The sequence below is a fragment of the Aeromonas sp. ZOR0001 genome (genome assembly GCF_000801015.1).
Classification (GTDB): Bacteria; Pseudomonadota; Gammaproteobacteria; order Enterobacterales; family Aeromonadaceae; genus Aeromonas; species Aeromonas veronii.
In genome coordinates, this window is record NZ_JRJY01000103.1 from 29,384 (window position 1) to 48,615 (window position 19,232).

A 19,232-nucleotide genomic window follows, 5' to 3' on the forward strand; every position below is an offset into this window, starting at 1 on the left:
CTTCGGCTTCGAAGATCATGATCTGGGAACCGGTGGCAACCTTGTCGCCCACCTTGATCAGGATCTCTTTGACGATACCGGCTGACGGGGCCGGAACTTCCATGGAGGCCTTGTCGCCTTCTACCGCGATGATGGACTGGTCCAGCTCGACCTTGTCACCCACGGCCACCATGATCTCGGTGACTTCAACCTCATCGGCGCCGATATCCGGCACCATAATCTGTTTGGACATTGTGCTTTATCCTCTTGCGTCGATCCGCGTGGCTGGCTGATGCCGCCACGCACATCTCGCGTTAACCGTTTTAAATCCTGGCAGGGTCACGCCGCATGACGGCGCGACCCTTGATCCACTTACGCGTACAGCGGGTTGACCTTGTCGGCATCGATGCCGTACTTGGCGATGGCGTCGGCCACAACCTGCTTGTCTACCTCGCCGCGCTTGGCCAGTTCGGTCAGGGCAGCAACCACCACGTAGAACTCGTTCACTTCGAAGTGACGACGCAGGTTGGCACGGCTGTCGGAACGGCCGTAACCGTCGGTACCCAGCACGCGGTAGTTCTCGGTCGGAACAAAGGCGCGAACCTGATCGGCGAAGGACTTCATATAGTCGGTCGCAGCGATGGTGGCTTCAGAACCCAGTACCTGAGCGATGTACGGTACGCGAGCTTCGGCAGTCGGGTGCAGCATGTTCCAGCGATCCGCGTCCTGACCGTCACGAGCCAGCTCGTTGAAGGAGGTGACGCTGAATACATCGGAACCGATGCCATACTCGCTGGCCAGGATCTGGGCAGCCTTGCGCACGTGACCCAGGATGGAGCCACAACCCAGCAGCTGAACTTTCGCCTTGGCACCGGCGACGGATTCCAGCTTGTAGATACCCTTGCGGATGCCTTCCTCGGCGCCTTCCGGCATGGCCGGCATGGCGTAGTTCTCGTTCAGGGTGGTGATGTAGTAGAACACGTTCTCCGGGTTCTCACCGTACATGCGGCGCAGGCCGTCCTGTACGATCACCGCCACTTCATAGGCGTAGGACGGGTCGTAGGAGATGCAGTTCGGGATGGTGTTCGCCAGGATGTGGCTGTGACCATCTTCGTGCTGCAGACCTTCGCCGTTCAGGGTAGTACGACCGGAGGTTGCACCCAGCAGGAAGCCACGGGCTTGCTGGTCACCGGCTGCCCACGCCATGTCGCCGATCCGCTGGAAGCCGAACATGGAGTAGTAGATGTAGAACGGGATCATCGGGCAATCGTTGGTGCTGTAAGAGGTCGCAGCAGCCAGCCAGGAGGACATGGCGCCCAGCTCGTTGATACCGTCTTGCAGAACCTGACCCTGCTTGTCTTCCTTGTAGTAGGAGACGATGTCGCGGTCTTGCGGGGTGTACTGCTGACCGTGCGGGCTGTAGATACCGATCTGGCGGAACAGACCTTCCATACCGAAGGTACGGGCTTCGTCAGCGAGGATCGGAACGATGCGCTTGCCGATGGACTTGTCTTTCAGCATCACGTTCAGGGAACGCACGAACGCCATGGTGGTGGAGATTTCGCGCGCCTGCTCACCCAGCAGCGGGCCGAAGGCATCCAGTGCCGGGATTTCCAGCTTGGTGGTGCTTTCGCGCAGACGGGTCGGCACATAGCCTTTCAGGGCGGTGCGACGGTCGTGCAGGTATTTGTGCTCGGCAGAACCGGCTTCGATCTTCAGGTACGGCAGATCGGCCAGCTGCTCGTCGGCCACCGGCAGGTTGAAGCGGTCACGCAGGTGACGCACGGAGTCCAGCTCCATCTTCTTGACCTGGTGAGCGATGTTCTTGCCTTCGGCCGCTTCACCCATGCCGTAACCCTTGATGGTCTTGGCCAGAATAACGGTCGGCTTGCCCTTGGTCTGGGTCGCCTTGTTGAATGCGGCGAACAGCTTGCGAGGATCGTGACCACCGCGGTTCAGGGCGAAGATCTCCTCGTCGGTCATGTCTTTGACCAGCGCGGCAGTTTCCGGATAACGGTTGAAGAAGTGCTCACGGATGTAGCCACCGTCGCGGGACTTCATGGTCTGGTAGTCACCGTCCACGGTCTCGTTCATCAGCTGGATCAGCTTGCCGGAAGTGTCTTTCTTCAGCAGCTCATCCCACTTGCGACCCCAGATAACCTTGGTGACATCCCAACCGGCGCCGGCGAACAGGCCTTCCAGCTCGTTGATGACCTTGCCGTTACCGACAACCGGACCATCCAGACGCTGCAGGTTGCAGTTGACCACGAATACCAGGTTGTCGAGCTTTTCACGCACGGCAACGGTCAGGGCTCCCTTGGCTTCCGGCTCGTCCATCTCGCCGTCACCCAGGAAGGCGTAAACGGTCTGCTCGGAGCAATCCTTGATGCCACGGTCGGTCAGGTACTTCAGGAAGCGAGCCTGATAGATGGCGGCGATGGGGCCCAGACCCATGGAGACGGTCGGGAACTGCCAGAAGTCCGGCATCAGTTTCGGGTGCGGATAGGAAGGGATACCCTTGCCGTCCACTTCCTGACGGAAGTTGTCCAGCTGCTCTTCGGTCAGACGACCTTCAGCAAAGGCGCGAGCATAGATGCCCGGGGAGATATGACCCTGGAAGTAAACCAGATCGCCACCATCCTTCTCGTTGCGAGCACGGAAGAAGTGGTTGAAGCAGACATCATAGATGGTCGCAGAAGAAGCGAAGGAAGACATGTGACCACCCAGGTCCAGGTCTTTCTTGGACGCGCGCAGCACGATCATCATGGCGTTCCAGCGGATGATGGCGCGAATGCGGCGTTCCATCTCCAGGTCACCCGGGTAGTCCGGCTCATCGCTGGACGGGATGGTGTTGATGTAATCGCGATTTGCCTTGGCAGCCACGTCCACACCGCTTACGCGGGCTTTCTCGGCCAACTGTTCAAGGATGAACTGAGCGCGTTGCGGACCCTCTTCACGCAGCAGGGATTCCAGAGAGGCAAGCCACTCCAGCGTTTCTATCGGGTCCACATCGTTCTTCAGGATATCAGACATGGCTGGTTCCTATGTTGTTGTGATTGCACGGCATTGCACGGCGAAGGGCGCAAGCATTCGACAATAAAGCCTTGTGGGATTAGTTTTCCTGCTGACGGATCCGACGCATGGATCGCTGGATCCGGCTGTCTTCCCTCTGCATATCCAACAAGGTGTCCTCGATAAAGGCCAGATGCTCATGACAAGCTGTTCTGGCCCGCTCCGGAGCCCCCGAAAGAATAGCCTCGATCAGATTCGCGCGATGGCGACGTATCTTGGCTACCACTCCCGGGCGGCGATTCAAAATCTCGTTATTCTGCAGAATGTTCTGTTCGAGCATCGGGCTCATGGCCCGCAGCAGGTGCAGCAGCACCACGTTGTGGGACGCCTCGGCCACCGCCAGATAGAACTGGGTGACGGCTGCCGATTCGGCCACCAGCGAGCCCAGCTGGCCCGCCTCTTCGATGGTGGTTTGCACCTGACGAATACGCTCGAAATCAGACCCGGTTCCCCGCAAGGCCGCGTAGTAGGCACAGATGCCTTCCAGCGCGTGGCGAAATTCCAGCAGATCATACTGGGCTTCCGGGTGGGTACTGAGCAGTTCGAACAGGGGATCGGCGATCCCCTTGCTCAGGGCATTCTGCACATAAGTGCCGCCGCCCTGACGGCGATAGAGCAACCCGCGCGCTTCCAGTCGCTGGATGGCTTCGCGCAGGGAGGGGCGCGATACCTGAAACTGGATGGCGAGTTCGCGTTCGGGAGGCAATTTCTGCCCCGGCTGCAAACTGCCTTCCAGAATCATCTGTTCCAGCTCGGCGACAATGGAGTCGGCCAGCTTGGGTTGCGTAATCTTGCGATAGGGCATGAGGCTACTTTGTTAAATTGGTATTACCAATTTCATGGATGGGGCGAAAATTAGCAGAGGCCTTTTGAAAAGTCCACTCAAAAGATGATCTGAGTCAAGAATCCACCTCACCACTTAAGGGGTAAAGCAGAGGAAACATGATTTAGCTCATAGAAAATGGTCTGACCAATATTCTTGATTACGCTCACAAATAACATTTGCGCAACCAAAGACAAAAATGGCCTGCCAGATAGGCAAGCCATTGATTTTAAAATCCAAACTAAATTTGAATATTTGCTTTAGCTGTTTAGCAACTGCCGGTAGTAATCCCACTGGAAACTGGCGCCGGGATCCGTCTTGCGCCCTGGCGCTATATCGCAATGGCCGACAATTTTTTCGTGGGTAATCGCCGGATAGCGATCTGATATGGCTCGGGTGAGCCTCACCAAAGCCCGGTACTGAGCCTCGGTATAGGGTATTTCGTCGGTCCCTTCCAGCTCGATGCCGATGGAGAAGTCATTGCACGCCTCCCTCCCCTGCCAGCTCGATACTCCCGCATGCCAGGCTCTGGCACCAAACGGCACATACTGCACCAGCTCGCCATCACGGCGGATCAGGCTGTGGGCCGAAACCCGCAGCTGATGGATACCGGCAAAATAGGGGTGAGCCTCGGGGTCGAGCCGCCCCATAAAGAGGTCGTCGATAAAGGGGCCGCCAAACTCCCCCGGCGGCAGGCTGATGCCATGCACCACCAGCAGGGAGATATCGTCCGGCACGGCCCGCTCGTTGTGATGGGGAGAAGGCACCCGGCGCGCCTGCTGGCACCAGCCGGCATCATCGATGGAAAACATGGAGTCAGAATGAGTCATCGGCTACTCGATACGAGTTGAACAGAAAAGCGCGATCCGGGCAGGCATCTCGTCACCAAGCCGCTGAATCAGTGGAAAATTGTGTGTTAGGCTGAGTCATCTTCCGCTCGCAATGGATGGGATATGCAGCACACGGCACGCTGGATGTGGTTACTGGCCTGGCTCTCTCTGATGGGCCTGCTGACCCTCTATTTTCACTCCCGCAACCAACCGAGCGTCACCGCCAGCGGCGAGCTGTTGCTGCGGGCCGACCAGAGCGGCCACTATCGTCTGGAGGGTGCCATCAACGGCCAACCGGTGCAACTGCTGCTCGATACCGGCGCCACCCGCATCACCATTCCGCAGCAGGTTGCCGAGCGCCTCGGCCTGACCGCTCATGGCAGCAGCCAGGTCAATACCGCCGCGGGGCAGATCCGGGTCGGCAACGGCACCATCGAAACGCTGGCGATGGGGCCATTGACCTTGTACGATCTGGCCATCTTTATCAATCCGGCGGCAGACGGTGACGAAGTGCTGGTTGGCATGAACGCCCTCGGTCGGCTGGAGCTGGTTCAAAAAGAGCGGCAACTGCTGCTCAGACCCTTGCAGGAATAAGGCATGTTTCAACAGGATGTCAGCCGCGCCGTGCGCGCCGCACTACTCGAAGATCTGGGCGATGCCCTCACCGCGCTGGACCAACCGGATGCCAGCGTAGATATCACCGCCCAGCTGATCCCGGCCGACCGGATGGCCAGCGCCCGGGTGATCACCCGCGAAGCCGGCATATTCTGCGGCCAGCCTTGGGTGGATGAGGTCTTCTTGCAACTGAAGACCCAACTCGGCGGCGAGGTGAAGGTGGAGTGGAAGGTGCAGGATGGGGAAGTGCTCTCCCCCAATCAGGAGCTGTTCCGCCTCCACGGCCCTGCCCGCCTGCTGCTGACCGGCGAACGCACTGCGCTGAACTTTGTCCAGACCCTCTCCGGCGTCGCCACCCTCACTGCCCGCTATGTCGCTGAACTGGCGGGCACCGACTGTCGTCTGCTCGACACCCGCAAAACCATCCCCGGGCTGCGCACCGCCCAGAAGTACGCGGTCACCTGCGGCGGCGGCAAGAATCATCGCATCGGCCTCCATGACGCCTATCTCATCAAGGAGAACCATATCCTCGCCTGTGGCGGCATCGCCGAAGCGATTAACGAAGCTCGCCGGCTCAATCCGGGCAAACCGGTGGAGGTGGAGGTCGAATCGCTGGCAGAACTGGGACAGGCGCTGGCGGCCAAGGCCGATATCGTGATGCTCGACAACTTCGACGTGACCATGATGCGCGAAGCGGTCGCCATCAATCAGAGCCGTGCCAAGCTGGAAGTCTCCGGCAATGTGACGCTGGATACCCTGGCCGAGTTTGCGGCCACCGGCGTCGATTTTATCTCGGTCGGGGCGCTGACCAAGCATGTGCGGGCGCTGGATCTGTCGATGCGGATGATCTGAAGCGAGACATTGCGCGGCCCGCCAACATAAACCGCTCGTCGACTTGCAAAAGGTGCCCCCGGCACCTTTTCTTTATATGTCGTACCCGTCACCCAGGCAGGGAGGTGATTAAACAGAAACAGGTCAGTTTGCGCGCTTTTTTCACCCAATTAGCGGATTGGATCAAAAACTTTAACGACGGACCGGCACACGGGTTGCCAAGCTCGTCCGCTCGGATAAGATATTGACGTGTGGATAGTTTTCCACCGTCACTTCCCAGGAACCAAGGATAAAAGGATATTTAAAATGAAGAAACAGTCAGGCTTTACCCTTATTGAATTGATGATTGTGGTCGCGATTGTGGCCATCTTGGCGGCTATCGCGCTACCTGCGTATCAGAACTACACCAAAAAAGCCAAAATGACTGAATTAGTTGCAGCCACTGGTTCAGTCAAAACAGCCGTAGAAGTCTGCGCACAAACCAAGGCCACTACCACTGATTTCAAAACAAAGTGTGTAAATGGCCAAGCAGGAATTCCCGCGGATATTACTTCTGGTAATATCACAACGAAAACCGAAGGCGGTGCAACAAACGCTGAAGTCAAGATTACAACAGCTGTAAATGGTTCGAATTTATCACCATTAATTGATGGTGATAGCTACGTCATCACCGGCACTATGGATTCAACAAACAAAGTCACCTGGGTGGGTGCCTGCTTAGGTAAAGCGAATGCCAGTGGTGCACAAGCAACTTTAGAGTACTGCCCATAATAATGACCTCTAGTCCCCATAGCGGCCTGGCGTTAAGCCTGGCCGCCTCTTCACTGATCAGTGAAGAGGAGTCCCAGCGCTATCTGAGCCAGGCCAAGGCCCAGCGCAAACCCTTTGTCACCTTTCTGATAGAGAACGACATCCTCGACAGCAAGGCGCTCGCCGATTTTTGCGAGCTGGAGTATGGGGTACCTCTGCTGGATCTTGCCGCCTTCGACTTGGCCGAGATCCCGCAGAAGTACCTCAATCAGAAGCTGATTGAGAAGCACCACGTGCTGCCCATCTACACCCAGGGCCACACCCTCTATATCGCCATGTCGGATCCGACCAATGTGTCGGCCCTGGAGGACTTTGGCTTCAGCTTCGGCCTTCATACCGAGGCGCTGCTGGTGGAGGAGAACAAGCTCACCGCCGCCATCGGCAAGCTGCTGGAGAGTGAAAACGACGCCCTCGGCATGGAGGATATCGACGAATCCGAAATTTCGGATCTCGAGGTCTCCGACGAAAACAGCCGACTCGACGAGAGCGTCAATACCGCTGATGACGATGCCCCCATCGTCAAGTACATCAACAAGATCCTGATGGATGCCATCAAGCGCGGCGCCTCCGACCTGCATTTCGAGCCTTACGAGTTCAAGTATCGGGTCCGCTTTCGCATCGACGGCATTCTGCATGAAATCGCTACGCCGCCGGTCAACCTCTCCAACCGCTTCTCCGCCCGCCTTAAGGTCATGGCGCGACTCGATATTGCCGAGCGGCGGTTGCCGCAGGATGGCCGCATCAAGTTGAAGCTGTCGCGCAACAAGTCGATGGATATGCGGGTCAACACCTTGCCCACCATGTGGGGGGAGAAGATCGTTATCCGTCTGCTCGACTCCTCGGCGGCACGCCTCAATATCGAGCAACTCGGCTTTGATGACCGGCAGAAGGCGCAGTACCTGCGCGCCCTCTCCAAACCGCAGGGGATGATACTGGTCACCGGCCCCACCGGCTCGGGCAAAACGGTCTCGCTCTATACCGGCCTCAATATTCTCAACACCACCGAGGTGAACATCTCAACCGCCGAAGATCCGGTAGAGATCAACCTGCCCGGCGTCAATCAGGTGCAGGTCAATCCCAAGGCGGGGCTCACCTTCGCCAGCGCCCTGCGCTCCTTCTTGCGGCAAGACCCGGATGTGGTGATGGTGGGTGAAATACGGGATCTAGAAACCGCCGAGATCGCCATCAAGGCGGCGCAGACCGGCCATCTGGTGCTCTCCACCCTGCACACCAACTCCGCCGCCGAGACCCTGACCCGGATGATGAACATGGGGGTTCCGGCCTTCAACATCGCCTCCTCGGTGACCCTGATCATGGCCCAGCGGTTGGCCCGTAAACTGTGCGACCACTGCAAAGCGCCGGAAGTGGTGCCGGAAGCCGAACTGCTGGAGCTGGGCTTTACGCCGCAGCAGTTGGCGGCGGGGCTGCGACTGTTCAAACCGGTCGGCTGCAAGGAGTGTTCCGGCGGCTACAAGGGGCGGGTCGGCATCTACGAAATCATGTTGATGTCGGAGAACATCGCCAAATTGATCATGCAAGGGGCCAACTCCCTACAAATCGCAGCTATCGCGCAGAAAGAGGGGATGCGTACCCTGCGTACCTCGGGGCTGGAGAAGGCTCGGCTCGGGGTCACCAGTCTGGCCGAGGTCAATCGGGTCACCACCAACTGATCCATGTGGCGGAACGACCCGCCGGTTTGGTTGGCACAAAGCATCATTCACCCACAAACTCGCTATGGATGACAACCCGAGCGACAGAATAATCAGGTATTAAAGTGACCGGGCTGGCGCCAAGAAGGTACCACCCACCCTATCAGTACCCCGCAGGCATCAAGCCAGTCGGGCACCTTGACCAGGTTGGTGACGTGCGGAGTCCGACTCTGACAACCAACCCCATTGCAGGATGCAAAGATGGCAACCCTAACGAAAAAGAACAATGCCCCCAAGAAAGTCTTCGCCTTCCGCTGGCACGGGGTAAACCGCAAGGGGCAGAAGGTCTCCGGCGAGCTGCAGGCCGACAGCATCAACACCGTCAAGACCGAACTGCGCAAGCAGGGGGTCAACGTCACCAAGGTGGCCAAAAAATCCCAGGGGCTCTTCTCCAAGGGCGGCGCCAAGATCAAACCGATGGATATCGCCATCGTCTCCCGTCAGATCACCACCATGCTCTCCGCCGGCGTACCACTGGTGCAGAGCCTGCAGATCATCGCCCGCAGTCACGAGAAAGCCTCGATGCGCGAGCTGATGGGGCAGATTGCCGCCGATGTGGAGACTGGCACCCCCATGTCGGAGGCGCTGCGTCGCCATCCTCTCTATTTCGATGATCTCTACTGCGATCTGGTGGAAGCCGGTGAGCAATCCGGGGCGCTGGAGACCATCTACGACCGTATCGCTACCTATCGGGAAAAGTCGGAAGCGCTCAAGTCGAAGATCAAGAAGGCGATGTTCTACCCCACCATGGTCATTCTGGTCGCCATTGTGGTCACCTCCATCCTGCTGCTGTTCGTCATTCCGCAGTTCGAGGATATCTTCAAGAGCTTCGGCGCCGAGCTGCCGGTGTTCACCCAGTTTGTTATCGGCATCTCCCGCTTTATGCAGAACTGGTGGTATGTCTTCTTTGGTGGCACGGCCCTTGGCATCTTCCTTTACGTGCGAGCCTGGCGGGCCTCCCAGAAGGTGAAAGACAATACCGACAAGTTCGTCCTCACCATTCCGGTAGTCGGGATGATCCTGCACAAGGCGGCGATGGCCCGCTTTGCCCGCACCCTGTCGACCACCTTCTCCGCCGGTATCCCGCTGGTGGATGCGCTGATTTCGGCGGCTGGGGCCTCTGGTAACTATGTCTATCGCACCGCGGTCATGGCGATCCGCAACGAGGTGGTGGCCGGTATGCAGATCAACGTGGCGATGCGCACCGTCGATCTCTTCCCCGACATGGTGATCCAGATGGTGATGATCGGTGAGGAGTCCGGCGCCATCGATGATATGCTCTCCAAGGTCGCCACCATCTTCGAACAGGAGGTGGATGATCTGGTCGATGGCCTCACCAGCCTGCTGGAACCCCTCATCATGGTGGTACTTGGGGTGCTGGTCGGCGGCATGGTGATCGCCATGTACCTGCCCATCTTCAAGCTTGGCGACGTGGTAGGCTGATTCATCAGGGCATGGCACCACAACCATGTCCTCCCCCTCATTCAATAACTGACGGTTGGTTATGACACTTCTTCTCGAGCTGGCTCACAGCTTGCCCTGGCTCTACTTCTCGCTGGTTTTTCTTTTCTCCCTGATGATCGGCAGCTTCCTTAACGTAGTGATCCACCGCTTGCCCATCATGCTGGAGCGGGAGTGGCAGGCCGAGTATCGCGGCTACTTTTCCCCCGATGAGGAGGCCACTGCGCCAGAGCGCTACAACCTGATGGTGCCGCGCTCCGCATGCCCTCACTGTGGCCACGCCATCACTGCGCTGGAGAACATCCCGCTGTTGAGCTGGATCTGGCTCAAAGGGCGTTGCCGCGACTGTCAGGCCCCCATCTCGGCCCGCTATCCGCTGGTAGAGCTGCTGACCGCCCTGCTCTCGGTGGCCGTAGCCATGGTCATAACACCGGGCTGGGGCACACTGGCTGCCCTGCTGCTGACCTGGGTGCTAGTCGCCCTCACCTTTATCGATCTCGACAAGATGTTGCTGCCCGACCAGCTCACCCTGCCCCTGCTGTGGGGTGGGCTGCTGTTCAACCTGGCAGGCGGCTTCGTGCCGCTGGCGGATGCCGTGATCGGTGCCATGGCGGGCTATCTGGTGCTCTGGAGCCTCTACTGGGCTTTCAAGCTGCTCACTGGCAAGGAGGGGATGGGCTATGGCGACTTCAAGCTGCTGGCGGCGCTGGGCGCCTGGCTCGGTTGGCAGGCGCTGCCCATAATTCTGCTGCTCTCATCTCTGGTCGGTGCCGTGATCGGCATCAGCCTGATCGCCTTGCAAAAACATCATCAGGGCAAACCCATTCCCTTCGGCCCCTACCTCGCCATCGCGGGCTGGATCGCCCTGCTATGGGGCGATACCATCACCCGCTGGTATCTCTCTACCCTGCTTTGAGCAAGAGGCCCCCATGTATGTAGTTGCTATCACAGGTGGTATCGGCAGCGGCAAGACCACTATCGCCAATCAGTTTGCCGCGCTGGGTATCGAGGTGGTGGATGCCGATGTGATCGCCCGCGAAGTGGTCGAGCCGGGCACCCCGGCCCTTGCCGCCATCGCCGACCATTTTGGCCCTGATGTGATTGAACCTAGCGGTCAACTCGACCGTCGTGCCCTGCGCGAGCGGGTCTTCAGCGATCCACAGGCCAAGGAGTGGCTCAATGCCCTGCTTCACCCGCTTATTCGCAGTGAAATGCAGCGCCAATGTGCCGCAGCCAGTTCTCCTTACTGCCTGCTGGTGGTGCCGCTGCTGGTGGAGAACAAACTCACCGGCCTCGCCAACCGGGTGCTGGTGATCGATGTGGATGAAGCGACCCAGATTGAGCGCACCTGTCGCCGTGATGGGGTATCGGCCGAGCAGGCCCGAGCCATCATCGCCGCTCAGGCGAGCCAGTCGGAACGTCTCGCTGCGGCGGATGATGTCATCGAAAACCACAATGGCAGCGAAATGGCGATTAAAACGCGGATTTTGGCGCTGCACGAGACATATCTGGCAATTGCCTCTCAACAAGGCCGCCAAGTGTGAGTACACTAGGCCGGTTTATGGCTGGCCAGGATTAGGCATGATTTACGATTTCCCCCTCAATGAAAAAAGCCGGACCTATCTTCGTCTGGAGTCCCTGTTTTCCCAGATCCGCGACAATCTGGAGAGTGAACAATCCTGGGCACATATCGCCTTCTTCAAGGGGCTGTTCGATCTGCAGGAGTTGCTGGAGCGTGGAGACCTGCGCGCCGACCTCATCAAGGATCTGGAGCGTCTCGGCCAGCGTCTGAGCCACTGGGCCAGCCTGCCCGATGTCGATCTGGAGCAGATCAAACTGATGCAGCAAGAGAGCAGCCAGCTCTCCCGCAACCTGCTCAACTCGCCACGCCCGGGTGCCCGCCTGAAAGAGGATCGTCTGCTCGGCTCCATTCGCCAGCGTTTCTCCATCCCGGGTGGCCTGTGTGCCTTCGATGTGCCGCAGCTGCACCACTGGCTCGGTACCCCGGCCATCACCCGTCACCAGCAGATGCAGGGCTGGCTGAGCGATATTAACCTGCTGATGAATGCCATCACTCTGCTGCTGCGCCTGTGGCGTGAATCAGGCAGCTTCAGTGAGCAGGTTGCCAGCAACGGTTTCTTCCAGGACACCGCCGAGAGCGCCGAGCTGATCCGCATCAAGCTGCCGGGCAATCTGTTCTGCTACCCGACCCTGAGCGGCCACAAGAACCGCTTCGCCCTGCGCTTTCTGCCTACCGCAGAACAGCCGATTGGCGACGTGCCGTTCCAGCTCGCCTGCTGCTAAGGAGGGCTTATGGTCACCAAGGTAAAGTGTCCGACCTGTCAGAGCGAAGTGGAGTGGGGCCCGCAGAGTCCGTTCCGCCCCTTCTGCAGCAAGCGCTGCCAGCTGATCGATCTCGGCGAATGGGCCGATGAAGAGAAGCGGATCCCGGGGGAGATCAACCCGGATCTGCTGCCGGAGCCGGAAGAGGGCGATCAGTGGCTATAAGCCCCAAATCACCTACCTCCGCAATATCAAAAAAGGGCCGATTGGCCCTTTTTTCATGCTTGTTGATTGCTACCGGCTCACGCCAGCAGACCCTGTAGCCGCGCTACAATCGGGCCATTGGCATCGGGGAAGTGGTAGTTGTGCAGCTCGGCCACCGGCACCCACAGGCACTCCTGCCCCTCCTTGCCGAACGGCTCGCCGCTGAAACGGGTCACCTTCCAGATATCCAGCAATACCTGCTTCTCGGGGTAGTCGTGCTGCAGTTCCATGAAGGGGGCACAATCCAATACCCGGATGCCGATCTCTTCCCACAGCTCCCGATCCAGCGCAGTCAGCAGATCCTCACCGGACTCCACCTTGCCACCGGGAAACTCCCAGCGATCCCCCTGATGGCGATCGGAGGAGCGTCTGGCGATGAAGATATCGCCCCGTTCATTCTCGATGACGCCAACCGCCACCCAGATCCGTTTTTTCTGTTCCATCAATTACCTCTGTTCGCTTGTTGCCACCAATAACAAGGCGGGCACTTGGCCCGCCTGTTATGGCATAGCGTCGATCAGGTCAACTGACCGTGGCAGTGCTTGTACTTCTTGCCGGAGCCGCACGGGCAGGGATCGTTGCGACCGACCTTCTGCTCGTCACGTACGAAGGTGGTGTGCCCCTCTTCGCCTGCGGCCTGTTCATCGGCCAGCTGGCTCTCGGCAGCGGCGTGGGTATAAGTACGGGGAGCGGCTTCCGCCTGCTGGCGTTGCTGCTCTTCCATCGCTTCCACATCGCGCTCCTGCACCTGAACACGGCTCAGGATGCTGACCACGTCGCGCTTGAGGGTTTCCAGCATCTGGGTGAACAGATCGAAGGATTCGCGCTTGTACTCCTGCTTGGGGTTCTTCTGGGCGTAGCCGCGCAGATGGATGCCCTGACGCAGGTGATCCATGGCGGCCAGATGCTCTTTCCACAGACCATCCAGAGTTTGCAGCATCACCGCTTTCTCGAAGTTGCGCAGCACCTCTTTGCCGACCAGCTCCTCCTTGTGGGCATAGAGCTTGGTGGCTTCGTCCAGAATGCGCTCGCGCAGCTTCTCTTCATACAGCTTGTCATCTTCCGCCAGCCACTGCTGCAGCGGCAGATCCAGCGCGAAGTCGGCCTTCAGGCGTGCTTCCAGACCCGGCACGTCCCACATCTCTTCCAGAGACTGGGGCGGGATGTACTCGTCGATCACCGCGCCGTAGACGTCGTCACGGATAACGTGAATGGTCTCGGAGATGTCGTTGGTATCCAGCAGCTCATTGCGCTGCTCGTAGACCACCTTGCGCTGGTCGTTGGCGACGTCATCAAACTCCAGCAAGCTCTTGCGGATGTCGAAGTTGCGACCTTCCACCTTGCGCTGGGCATTTTCGATCGCCTTGGTGACCCACGGGTGCTCGATGGCTTCGCCCTCTTCCATGCCCAGCTTCTTCATCATGCCGGTCACGCGATCGGAGGCGAAGATCCGCATCAGGGTATCTTCCATGGAGAGATAGAAACGGGAGGAGCCCGGGTCACCCTGACGACCGGAACGACCGCGCAGCTGGTTATCGATACGACGGGATTCGTGACGCTCGGTACCGATAATGTGCAGGCCACCGGCGGCCAGCACCGCATCGTGACGCACCTGCCAGGCGGCTTTCAGCTCGGCAATCTGCTCGCTGGTCGGGTTCTCCAGCTTGGCAATCTCTGCCTGCCAGTTGCCGCCCAACACGATGTCGGTACCACGACCGGCCATGTTGGTGGCGATGGTCACCGCGCCAGTCTGACCGGCCTGGGCGACGATCTCCGCTTCCATAGCGTGGAACTTGGCGTTCAGCACCTTGTGCGGGATCTTCTCCTTGGTCAGGATGCCGGAGAGCAGCTCGGAGTTCTCGATAGAGACAGTACCAACCAGTACAGGCTGGCCCTTGGCCACGCACTGACGGATATCTTCGATGATGGCGGCATACTTCTCGTTGGCGGTCAGGTAGACCAGATCGCCCATGTCCTTGCGCACCATCGGCTTGTTGGTCGGGATAACCACGGTATCCAGGCCATAAATCTGCTGGAATTCAAAGGCTTCAGTATCCGCAGTCCCTGTCATCCCCGCCAGCTTGTTGTAGAGGCGGAAGTAGTTCTGGAAGGTGATGGATGCCAGCGTCTGGTTCTCGTTCTGGATCTTCACCCCTTCCTTCGCTTCAACGGCCTGATGCAGACCATCGGACCAGCGACGACCCGGCATGGTACGACCGGTGTGCTCGTCAACGATGACGATTTCGTCTTTCTGGACGATGTAGTCGACGTTGCGCTCGAACAGGGTGTGAGCGCGCAGACCGGCGTTGACGTGGTGCAGCAGGCTGATGTTGGAGGCGGAGAACAGGGAGTCGTTCTCATCCAGCAGCCCCTCTTTCTTGAGCAGCTCTTCCACGAAGATCTGACCGTTTTCGGTCAGCAGCGCCTGACGGTTCTTCTCGTCCACCGTGTAGTGACCGTCACCGGTGTACTCTTCGGTGTCTTCCTTGTCTTGCTTGACCAGTAGCGGGATCAGCTTGTTGACGCGGATATAGAGCTCGGAGCTGTCTTCGGCCGGGCCGGAGATGATAAGCGGAGTACGGGCTTCATCGATAAGCACCGAGTCCACCTCATCCACCAGCGCGTAGTTGAGCGGGCGCTGTACGCGCTGCTCCGGCGAGAACGCCATGTTGTCGCGCAGGTAGTCAAAACCGAATTCGTTGTTGGTACCGTAGGTGATGTCGGCGGCGTAGGCGTCACGCTTCTGGGACGCATCCATACCGGGAACGTTGCAATCGACGGTCATGCCGAGGAAGGCAAACAGCGGGCGGTTAGCTTCCGCATCACGTTTGGCCAGGTAGTCGTTCACCGTTACCACGTGGACGCCACGGCCGCTCAGGGCGTTCAGGTAAGCTGGCAGGGTTGCGGTCAGGGTTTTACCTTCACCGGTTTTCATTTCCGCGATGCGGTTAGAGTTCAGCACCATGCCGCCGATCAGCTGCACGTCGAAGTGACGCATGCCGAACACCCGCTTGGAGGCTTCACGCACGGTCGCGAACGCTTCCGGGAGCAACTGCTCCAGGGTCTCACCCTGCTCGATACGCTGACGATACTCGGCCGTTTTGGCCTGCAACTCGGCATCGGAGAGAGCCTCGAACTGCGGCTCCATGGCATTGATCTGTTTTACAATTTTGCGCAAAGCCTTGAGCGTTCTGTCGTTCCGGCTGCCGATAATCTTGGTAAGCAGTGTGCTAATCATGGGTACCAACTATTTCTGGTTATAAAAGCGTTCCGTCACTGGAACCTGAAGAAAAAAACCTAACCCCGTCTGGCACTGAGAAAGCGTGCGGGGTTGACCTGACGACCATCTTTCAACACTTCGTAATGCAGATGGACCCCGGTCGCGCGACCGGTGCGTCCCATCAAGGCAATCTTCTGACCCTGATCAACCAGGGTGCCCACCTCGACCAGCAACTTGGAGTTGTGGGCATAGCGGGTGACCAGGCCATTGCCGTGATTAATCTCCACCATATTGCCAAATTCCGGATGACGGCCCGCCCAGCTGACAATGCCGGGCCCGGTGGCCAGAATCGGGGTTCCGGGTTTGCCACGGAAATCGACCCCTTTGTGCATCTTGGCACGCCCGTTGAACGGATCGACCCGTCCACCAAACCCGGACGAGACCCAAACTCGCTCCTGTTTGACTGGCGTACCGGAAATAAAACCGGCATCGGTGATATGGTGATTCATGATGAAAGATTCAAGTACCGACAGCTGCTCTTCGCGGCTGCTGAGCTGCTGGCTGAGGTGCTTCATCGAGGCTTGCAGCTCGTTGAGGCTCACTTCCAGCTCTTCATCATAAGAAGGGCCTCCCATGGGGGGCAGCTCTTTGAAATTGAACTCGTCGGGATCGAGATCGGCCTGCTCGGTCAATCGCGCGCCGAGGGCATTGAGACGGCCAAGCTGGCCTTGCATGGTGCCCACCTGAGCAGCCAGCATTGCCAACTGTTCACGGGCTTCGTCGCCACTCTGGTCGACGGACTGTTGCTCGGCAACGGCAAGCGCCACTTCCAGCGCCTCCATTTTCTGCTGCCAACTCTGCCAGAGCCAACCACCACCAAGGGCCAACAGGGAGAAGAGAATACCGCCGACCCAGGCCAGACGTTGTTTGGGCAGGTGCAACTTGCGTCGCTGCTTGCCGTGGAGGATCAGGGTAATGCTCATAGAAATCAGTCTGCTCGGTCAGGTGCGGCCAAGAGCCTGCACGGGAAATAAAACCGGGAGATAATCGGTATTAAAGGATGGAGTAAACAAATGACGGAACGTCGGTGCGGAGAGAGGACCGACGTTCCGTTGCACAGCTATCAGGCCAGAACCAGACCGTTATCGTAGTAAGCGATAGGCGCTTTGTCGCCCTCACCCTCGAAGGTCACCAGTTCCCAAGCCTCCTGCTCGGCCAGCAAAGCACGCAGCAGCTTGTTGTTCAGGGCATGCCCGGTCTTGTAAGCGCGGAATTCACCGATGATGCTGCGGTTACACATATAGAGGTCACCGATCGCGTCCAGCATCTTGTGCTTGACGAACTCGTCCTCATAACGCAAACCGTCTTCGTTCAGCACCCGATAGTCGTCCAGTACCACGGCGTTTTCCAGGCTTCCGCCCAGCGCCAGGTTCTGGGAACGCAGGTACTCGATATCGCGCATGAACCCGAAGGTACGGGCACGGCTGATCTCTTTCACGAAGGAGGCACCGGAGAAATCCAGTACGCAACGCTGATTGCGCCCTTCAAAGACCGGATGCTGGAAATCGATCTCAAGATCCATCTTGAAGCCGTTGCGATAGGGGTGGAATTCCGCCCACTTGTCGCCGTCTTCAACCCGGATGCTCTTCTTGATCCGCACAAACTGCTTGGCAGCATTCTGCTCACGGATCCCGACTTCCTGCAGCAGGTAGATAAAGGGATGCGCACTGCCATCCATCACCGGGATCTCGGGCGCGTCAACCTCAACGTAGAGGTTGTCGATCCCCATCCCGGCCAGCGCGGCAGAGAGGTGCTCAATGGTAGAGACACGGACACCGGCTTCGTTGACCAGAGCGGTACAGAGCACGGTATCGCGCACCTGATCGGCATTGGCTGGCAGCTCCACCACAGGATTCAGGTCGGTACGCAAGTAAACGATCCCTGTGTTCACAGGCGCCGGACGGAACGTCATGGTGACTTTCCGGCCCGAATGCAGGCCGACACCAGTCGCCTGTACACTCGTTTTCAAGGTTCTTTGTCTAATCATGGGTGTACCCTAAACAGCTTAAAATCCGGACCAGATGGTCGTTGGCAGGCCATCTTAGCACATTCCTTGAACAACAAACAAACGAGAGCCATAAGAGGCTTAGTCAGCTTGCTTGCGCAGGAACGCCGGAATATCCAGGTAATCCGGTTCACGACGAGCTTGCGGCTCGGCGTTGACCACCTTGGCCGGGGCTTCGTCCATCACGCGGCCTTGCATCATGTCGCTAACCAGCGGCTGACGCACCGGGCGCTCTTGCACCTGGCTGCTCTTGACTAGCGTGATGTCCGGCTTGCGCTCGGCACCGATACCGGTAGCAACCACGGTCACACGCAGTTCGTCGTGCATTTCCGGATCGATTACGGTACCCACAACTACAGTGGCGTTCTCGGAAGCGAAGGCCTTGACCGCGTTACCCACGGTTTCGAACTCTTCGATGGTCATGTCCATACCGGCGGTGATGTTGACCAGGATGCCACGGGCACCAGCCAGATCCACATCTTCCAGCAGCGGGCTGGAGATGGCTTTCTCGGCCGCTTCTTCAGCACGGTCATCACCAGAGGCGGAACCGGTACCCATCATGGCAGTACCCATTTCGCGCATTACGGTACGCACGTCCGCGAAGTCGACGTTGATCAAGCCCGGACGGGTGATCAGCTCGGCAATGCCCTGTACCGCGCCAAGCAGTACATCGTTGGCCGCCTTGAAGGCATCCAGCAGGGAGATACCGCGCCCCAGCACCTTCAACAACTTGTCGTTGGGGATGGTGATCAGGGAGTCGACGTTTTTGGAGAGCTCTTCGATACCGTGAGCGGCGAAGCCCATCCGCTTCTTCCCTTCAAAGGAGAACGGCTTGGTGACCACGGCAACGGTCAGGATGCCCATCTCGCGTGCCACTTCGGCCACGATCGGCGCAGCACCGGTACCGGTACCACCACCCATACCGGCGGCGATGAACACCATGTCGGAACCGGTCAGCAGCTCACGCAGTGCTTCGCGATCTTCCATGGCCGCATCACGACCCACTTCCGGATTGGCTCCGGCACCCAGACCCTTGGTGATGCCACCGCCGATCTGCAGGGTAGTGTTGGCGCTGGAGTTACGCAGTGCCTGGGCGTCGGTGTTGACGGTAATAAACTCAACACCCTCAATATTTTGACGAACCATGTGCTCGACAGCGTTACCGCCGCCGCCACCTACACCGATCACTTTAATGACGGCTTCGTCAGTGTGGCTATCCATAAATTCAAACATGTTGTCTCTCCGCTTTATTTGCCTGACTCAGCAAAAT

Annotated in this window: 18 protein-coding genes; 9 read left to right on the plus strand and 9 right to left on the minus strand. The window is 58.5% G+C overall.

Annotated features, from left to right (window positions below; genetic code table 11):
• The 4 genes from L972_RS12690 to ampD all read right to left on the minus strand — a co-directional run.
• Positions 1 to 232, minus strand: a 232-nt coding sequence (locus tag L972_RS12690; RefSeq protein ID WP_047438641.1) for a biotin/lipoyl-containing protein, incomplete at its 3' end; no start/stop codon positions are given.
• Between the two features lie 119 nt (positions 233 to 351).
• The gene (gene aceE / locus L972_RS12695; protein WP_005355086.1) at positions 352 to 3,012 is read right to left on the minus strand and encodes a pyruvate dehydrogenase (acetyl-transferring), homodimeric type; all 2,661 of its coding nucleotides are present in this window, start codon (positions 3,010 to 3,012) and stop codon (positions 352 to 354) included.
• Between the two features lie 79 nt (positions 3,013 to 3,091).
• Positions 3,092 to 3,856, minus strand: coding sequence for a pyruvate dehydrogenase complex transcriptional repressor PdhR (gene pdhR, locus L972_RS12700; protein ID WP_005336127.1), 765 nt, complete (start codon positions 3,854 to 3,856; stop codon positions 3,092 to 3,094).
• 278 nt (positions 3,857 to 4,134) lie between these two features.
• On the minus strand, positions 4,135 to 4,704 hold the full coding sequence (gene ampD, locus L972_RS12705) for a 1,6-anhydro-N-acetylmuramyl-L-alanine amidase AmpD (protein WP_047438643.1): 570 nt from the start codon (positions 4,702 to 4,704) through the stop codon (positions 4,135 to 4,137).
• A 123-nt stretch (positions 4,705 to 4,827) separates the two neighbouring features.
• Between ampD and L972_RS12710 the strand changes: the two genes are divergently transcribed.
• The 9 genes from L972_RS12710 to yacG all read left to right on the plus strand — a co-directional run bounded on the left by L972_RS12710 (position 4,828) and on the right by yacG (position 12,638).
• Positions 4,828 to 5,298, plus strand: a complete 471-nt coding sequence (locus L972_RS12710; protein ID WP_040068932.1) for a retropepsin-like aspartic protease family protein — start codon at positions 4,828 to 4,830, stop codon at positions 5,296 to 5,298.
• 3 nt (positions 5,299 to 5,301) lie between these two features.
• Positions 5,302 to 6,171 carry a carboxylating nicotinate-nucleotide diphosphorylase gene (gene nadC, locus L972_RS12715; RefSeq protein WP_047438645.1) on the plus strand — a complete coding sequence of 290 codons (870 nt, stop codon included), beginning with the start codon at positions 5,302 to 5,304 and terminating at the stop codon, positions 6,169 to 6,171.
• A gap of 285 nt (positions 6,172 to 6,456) precedes the next feature.
• A complete protein-coding gene (locus tag L972_RS12720; protein ID WP_047438647.1) occupies positions 6,457 to 6,921 on the plus strand; it encodes a pilin in 465 nt (154 codons plus the stop codon).
• A 2-nt stretch (positions 6,922 to 6,923) separates the two neighbouring features.
• Positions 6,924 to 8,630, plus strand: coding sequence for a PilB family type IVa pilus assembly ATPase TapB (gene tapB, locus L972_RS12725; RefSeq protein ID WP_047438649.1), 1,707 nt, complete (start codon positions 6,924 to 6,926; stop codon positions 8,628 to 8,630).
• Between the two features lie 240 nt (positions 8,631 to 8,870).
• Positions 8,871 to 10,112 carry a type II secretion system F family protein gene (locus L972_RS12730; RefSeq protein WP_005336136.1) on the plus strand — a complete coding sequence of 414 codons (1,242 nt, stop codon included), beginning with the start codon at positions 8,871 to 8,873 and terminating at the stop codon, positions 10,110 to 10,112.
• Between the two features lie 61 nt (positions 10,113 to 10,173).
• Positions 10,174 to 11,046 carry a prepilin peptidase gene (locus tag L972_RS12735; protein WP_047438650.1) on the plus strand — a complete coding sequence of 291 codons (873 nt, stop codon included), beginning with the start codon at positions 10,174 to 10,176 and terminating at the stop codon, positions 11,044 to 11,046.
• A gap of 13 nt (positions 11,047 to 11,059) precedes the next feature.
• The gene (gene coaE, locus L972_RS12740; protein ID WP_047438652.1) at positions 11,060 to 11,674 is read left to right on the plus strand and encodes a dephospho-CoA kinase; all 615 of its coding nucleotides are present in this window, start codon (positions 11,060 to 11,062) and stop codon (positions 11,672 to 11,674) included.
• Positions 11,675 to 11,711: 37 nt separating this feature from the next.
• A complete protein-coding gene (gene zapD / locus L972_RS12745) occupies positions 11,712 to 12,434 on the plus strand; it encodes a cell division protein ZapD (protein ID WP_005336141.1) in 723 nt (240 codons plus the stop codon).
• A gap of 9 nt (positions 12,435 to 12,443) precedes the next feature.
• Positions 12,444 to 12,638, plus strand: coding sequence for a DNA gyrase inhibitor YacG (gene yacG / locus L972_RS12750; protein ID WP_005336142.1), 195 nt, complete (start codon positions 12,444 to 12,446; stop codon positions 12,636 to 12,638).
• A gap of 77 nt (positions 12,639 to 12,715) precedes the next feature.
• On the opposite strand, the gene mutT is transcribed toward yacG, so the two are convergent.
• From mutT to ftsZ, 5 genes are all read right to left on the minus strand, one after another.
• Positions 12,716 to 13,120, minus strand: coding sequence for an 8-oxo-dGTP diphosphatase MutT (gene mutT / locus L972_RS12755; protein ID WP_019444787.1), 405 nt, complete (start codon positions 13,118 to 13,120; stop codon positions 12,716 to 12,718).
• Positions 13,121 to 13,194: 74 nt separating this feature from the next.
• The gene (gene secA, locus L972_RS12760) at positions 13,195 to 15,915 is read right to left on the minus strand and encodes a preprotein translocase subunit SecA (RefSeq protein ID WP_005336144.1); all 2,721 of its coding nucleotides are present in this window, start codon (positions 15,913 to 15,915) and stop codon (positions 13,195 to 13,197) included.
• Between the two features lie 59 nt (positions 15,916 to 15,974).
• A complete protein-coding gene (locus tag L972_RS12765) occupies positions 15,975 to 16,880 on the minus strand; it encodes a M23 family metallopeptidase (protein WP_047438654.1) in 906 nt (301 codons plus the stop codon).
• Between the two features lie 140 nt (positions 16,881 to 17,020).
• Positions 17,021 to 17,944: a UDP-3-O-acyl-N-acetylglucosamine deacetylase gene (gene lpxC / locus L972_RS12770; RefSeq protein WP_005336146.1), complete on the minus strand. Its 924-nt coding sequence runs from the start codon at positions 17,942 to 17,944 to the stop codon at positions 17,021 to 17,023.
• Positions 17,945 to 18,043: 99 nt separating this feature from the next.
• On the minus strand, positions 18,044 to 19,195 hold the full coding sequence (ftsZ, locus tag L972_RS12775; RefSeq protein WP_005336147.1) for a cell division protein FtsZ: 1,152 nt from the start codon (positions 19,193 to 19,195) through the stop codon (positions 18,044 to 18,046).
• Positions 19,196 to 19,232: the final 37 nt, after the last annotated feature.

Coding starts and splice junctions, on each gene's coding strand:
- aceE (WP_005355086.1), bottom strand. CDS start 3,012: ATGTCTGATATCCTGAAGAACGATGTGGACCCGATAGAAACGCTGGAG.
- pdhR (WP_005336127.1), bottom strand. CDS start 3,856: ATGCCCTATCGCAAGATTACGCAACCCAAGCTGGCCGACTCCATTGTC.
- ampD (WP_047438643.1), bottom strand. CDS start 4,704: ATGACTCATTCTGACTCCATGTTTTCCATCGATGATGCCGGCTGGTGC.
- L972_RS12710 (WP_040068932.1), top strand. CDS start 4,828: ATGCAGCACACGGCACGCTGGATGTGGTTACTGGCCTGGCTCTCTCTG.
- nadC (WP_047438645.1), top strand. CDS start 5,302: ATGTTTCAACAGGATGTCAGCCGCGCCGTGCGCGCCGCACTACTCGAA.
- L972_RS12720 (WP_047438647.1), top strand. CDS start 6,457: ATGAAGAAACAGTCAGGCTTTACCCTTATTGAATTGATGATTGTGGTC.
- tapB (WP_047438649.1), top strand. CDS start 6,924: ATGACCTCTAGTCCCCATAGCGGCCTGGCGTTAAGCCTGGCCGCCTCT.
- L972_RS12730 (WP_005336136.1), top strand. CDS start 8,871: ATGGCAACCCTAACGAAAAAGAACAATGCCCCCAAGAAAGTCTTCGCC.
- L972_RS12735 (WP_047438650.1), top strand. CDS start 10,174: ATGACACTTCTTCTCGAGCTGGCTCACAGCTTGCCCTGGCTCTACTTC.
- coaE (WP_047438652.1), top strand. CDS start 11,060: ATGTATGTAGTTGCTATCACAGGTGGTATCGGCAGCGGCAAGACCACT.
- zapD (WP_005336141.1), top strand. CDS start 11,712: ATGATTTACGATTTCCCCCTCAATGAAAAAAGCCGGACCTATCTTCGT.
- yacG (WP_005336142.1), top strand. CDS start 12,444: ATGGTCACCAAGGTAAAGTGTCCGACCTGTCAGAGCGAAGTGGAGTGG.
- mutT (WP_019444787.1), bottom strand. CDS start 13,120: ATGGAACAGAAAAAACGGATCTGGGTGGCGGTTGGCGTCATCGAGAAT.
- secA (WP_005336144.1), bottom strand. CDS start 15,915: ATGATTAGCACACTGCTTACCAAGATTATCGGCAGCCGGAACGACAGA.
- L972_RS12765 (WP_047438654.1), bottom strand. CDS start 16,880: ATGAGCATTACCCTGATCCTCCACGGCAAGCAGCGACGCAAGTTGCAC.
- lpxC (WP_005336146.1), bottom strand. CDS start 17,944: ATGATTAGACAAAGAACCTTGAAAACGAGTGTACAGGCGACTGGTGTC.
- ftsZ (WP_005336147.1), bottom strand. CDS start 19,195: ATGTTTGAATTTATGGATAGCCACACTGACGAAGCCGTCATTAAAGTG.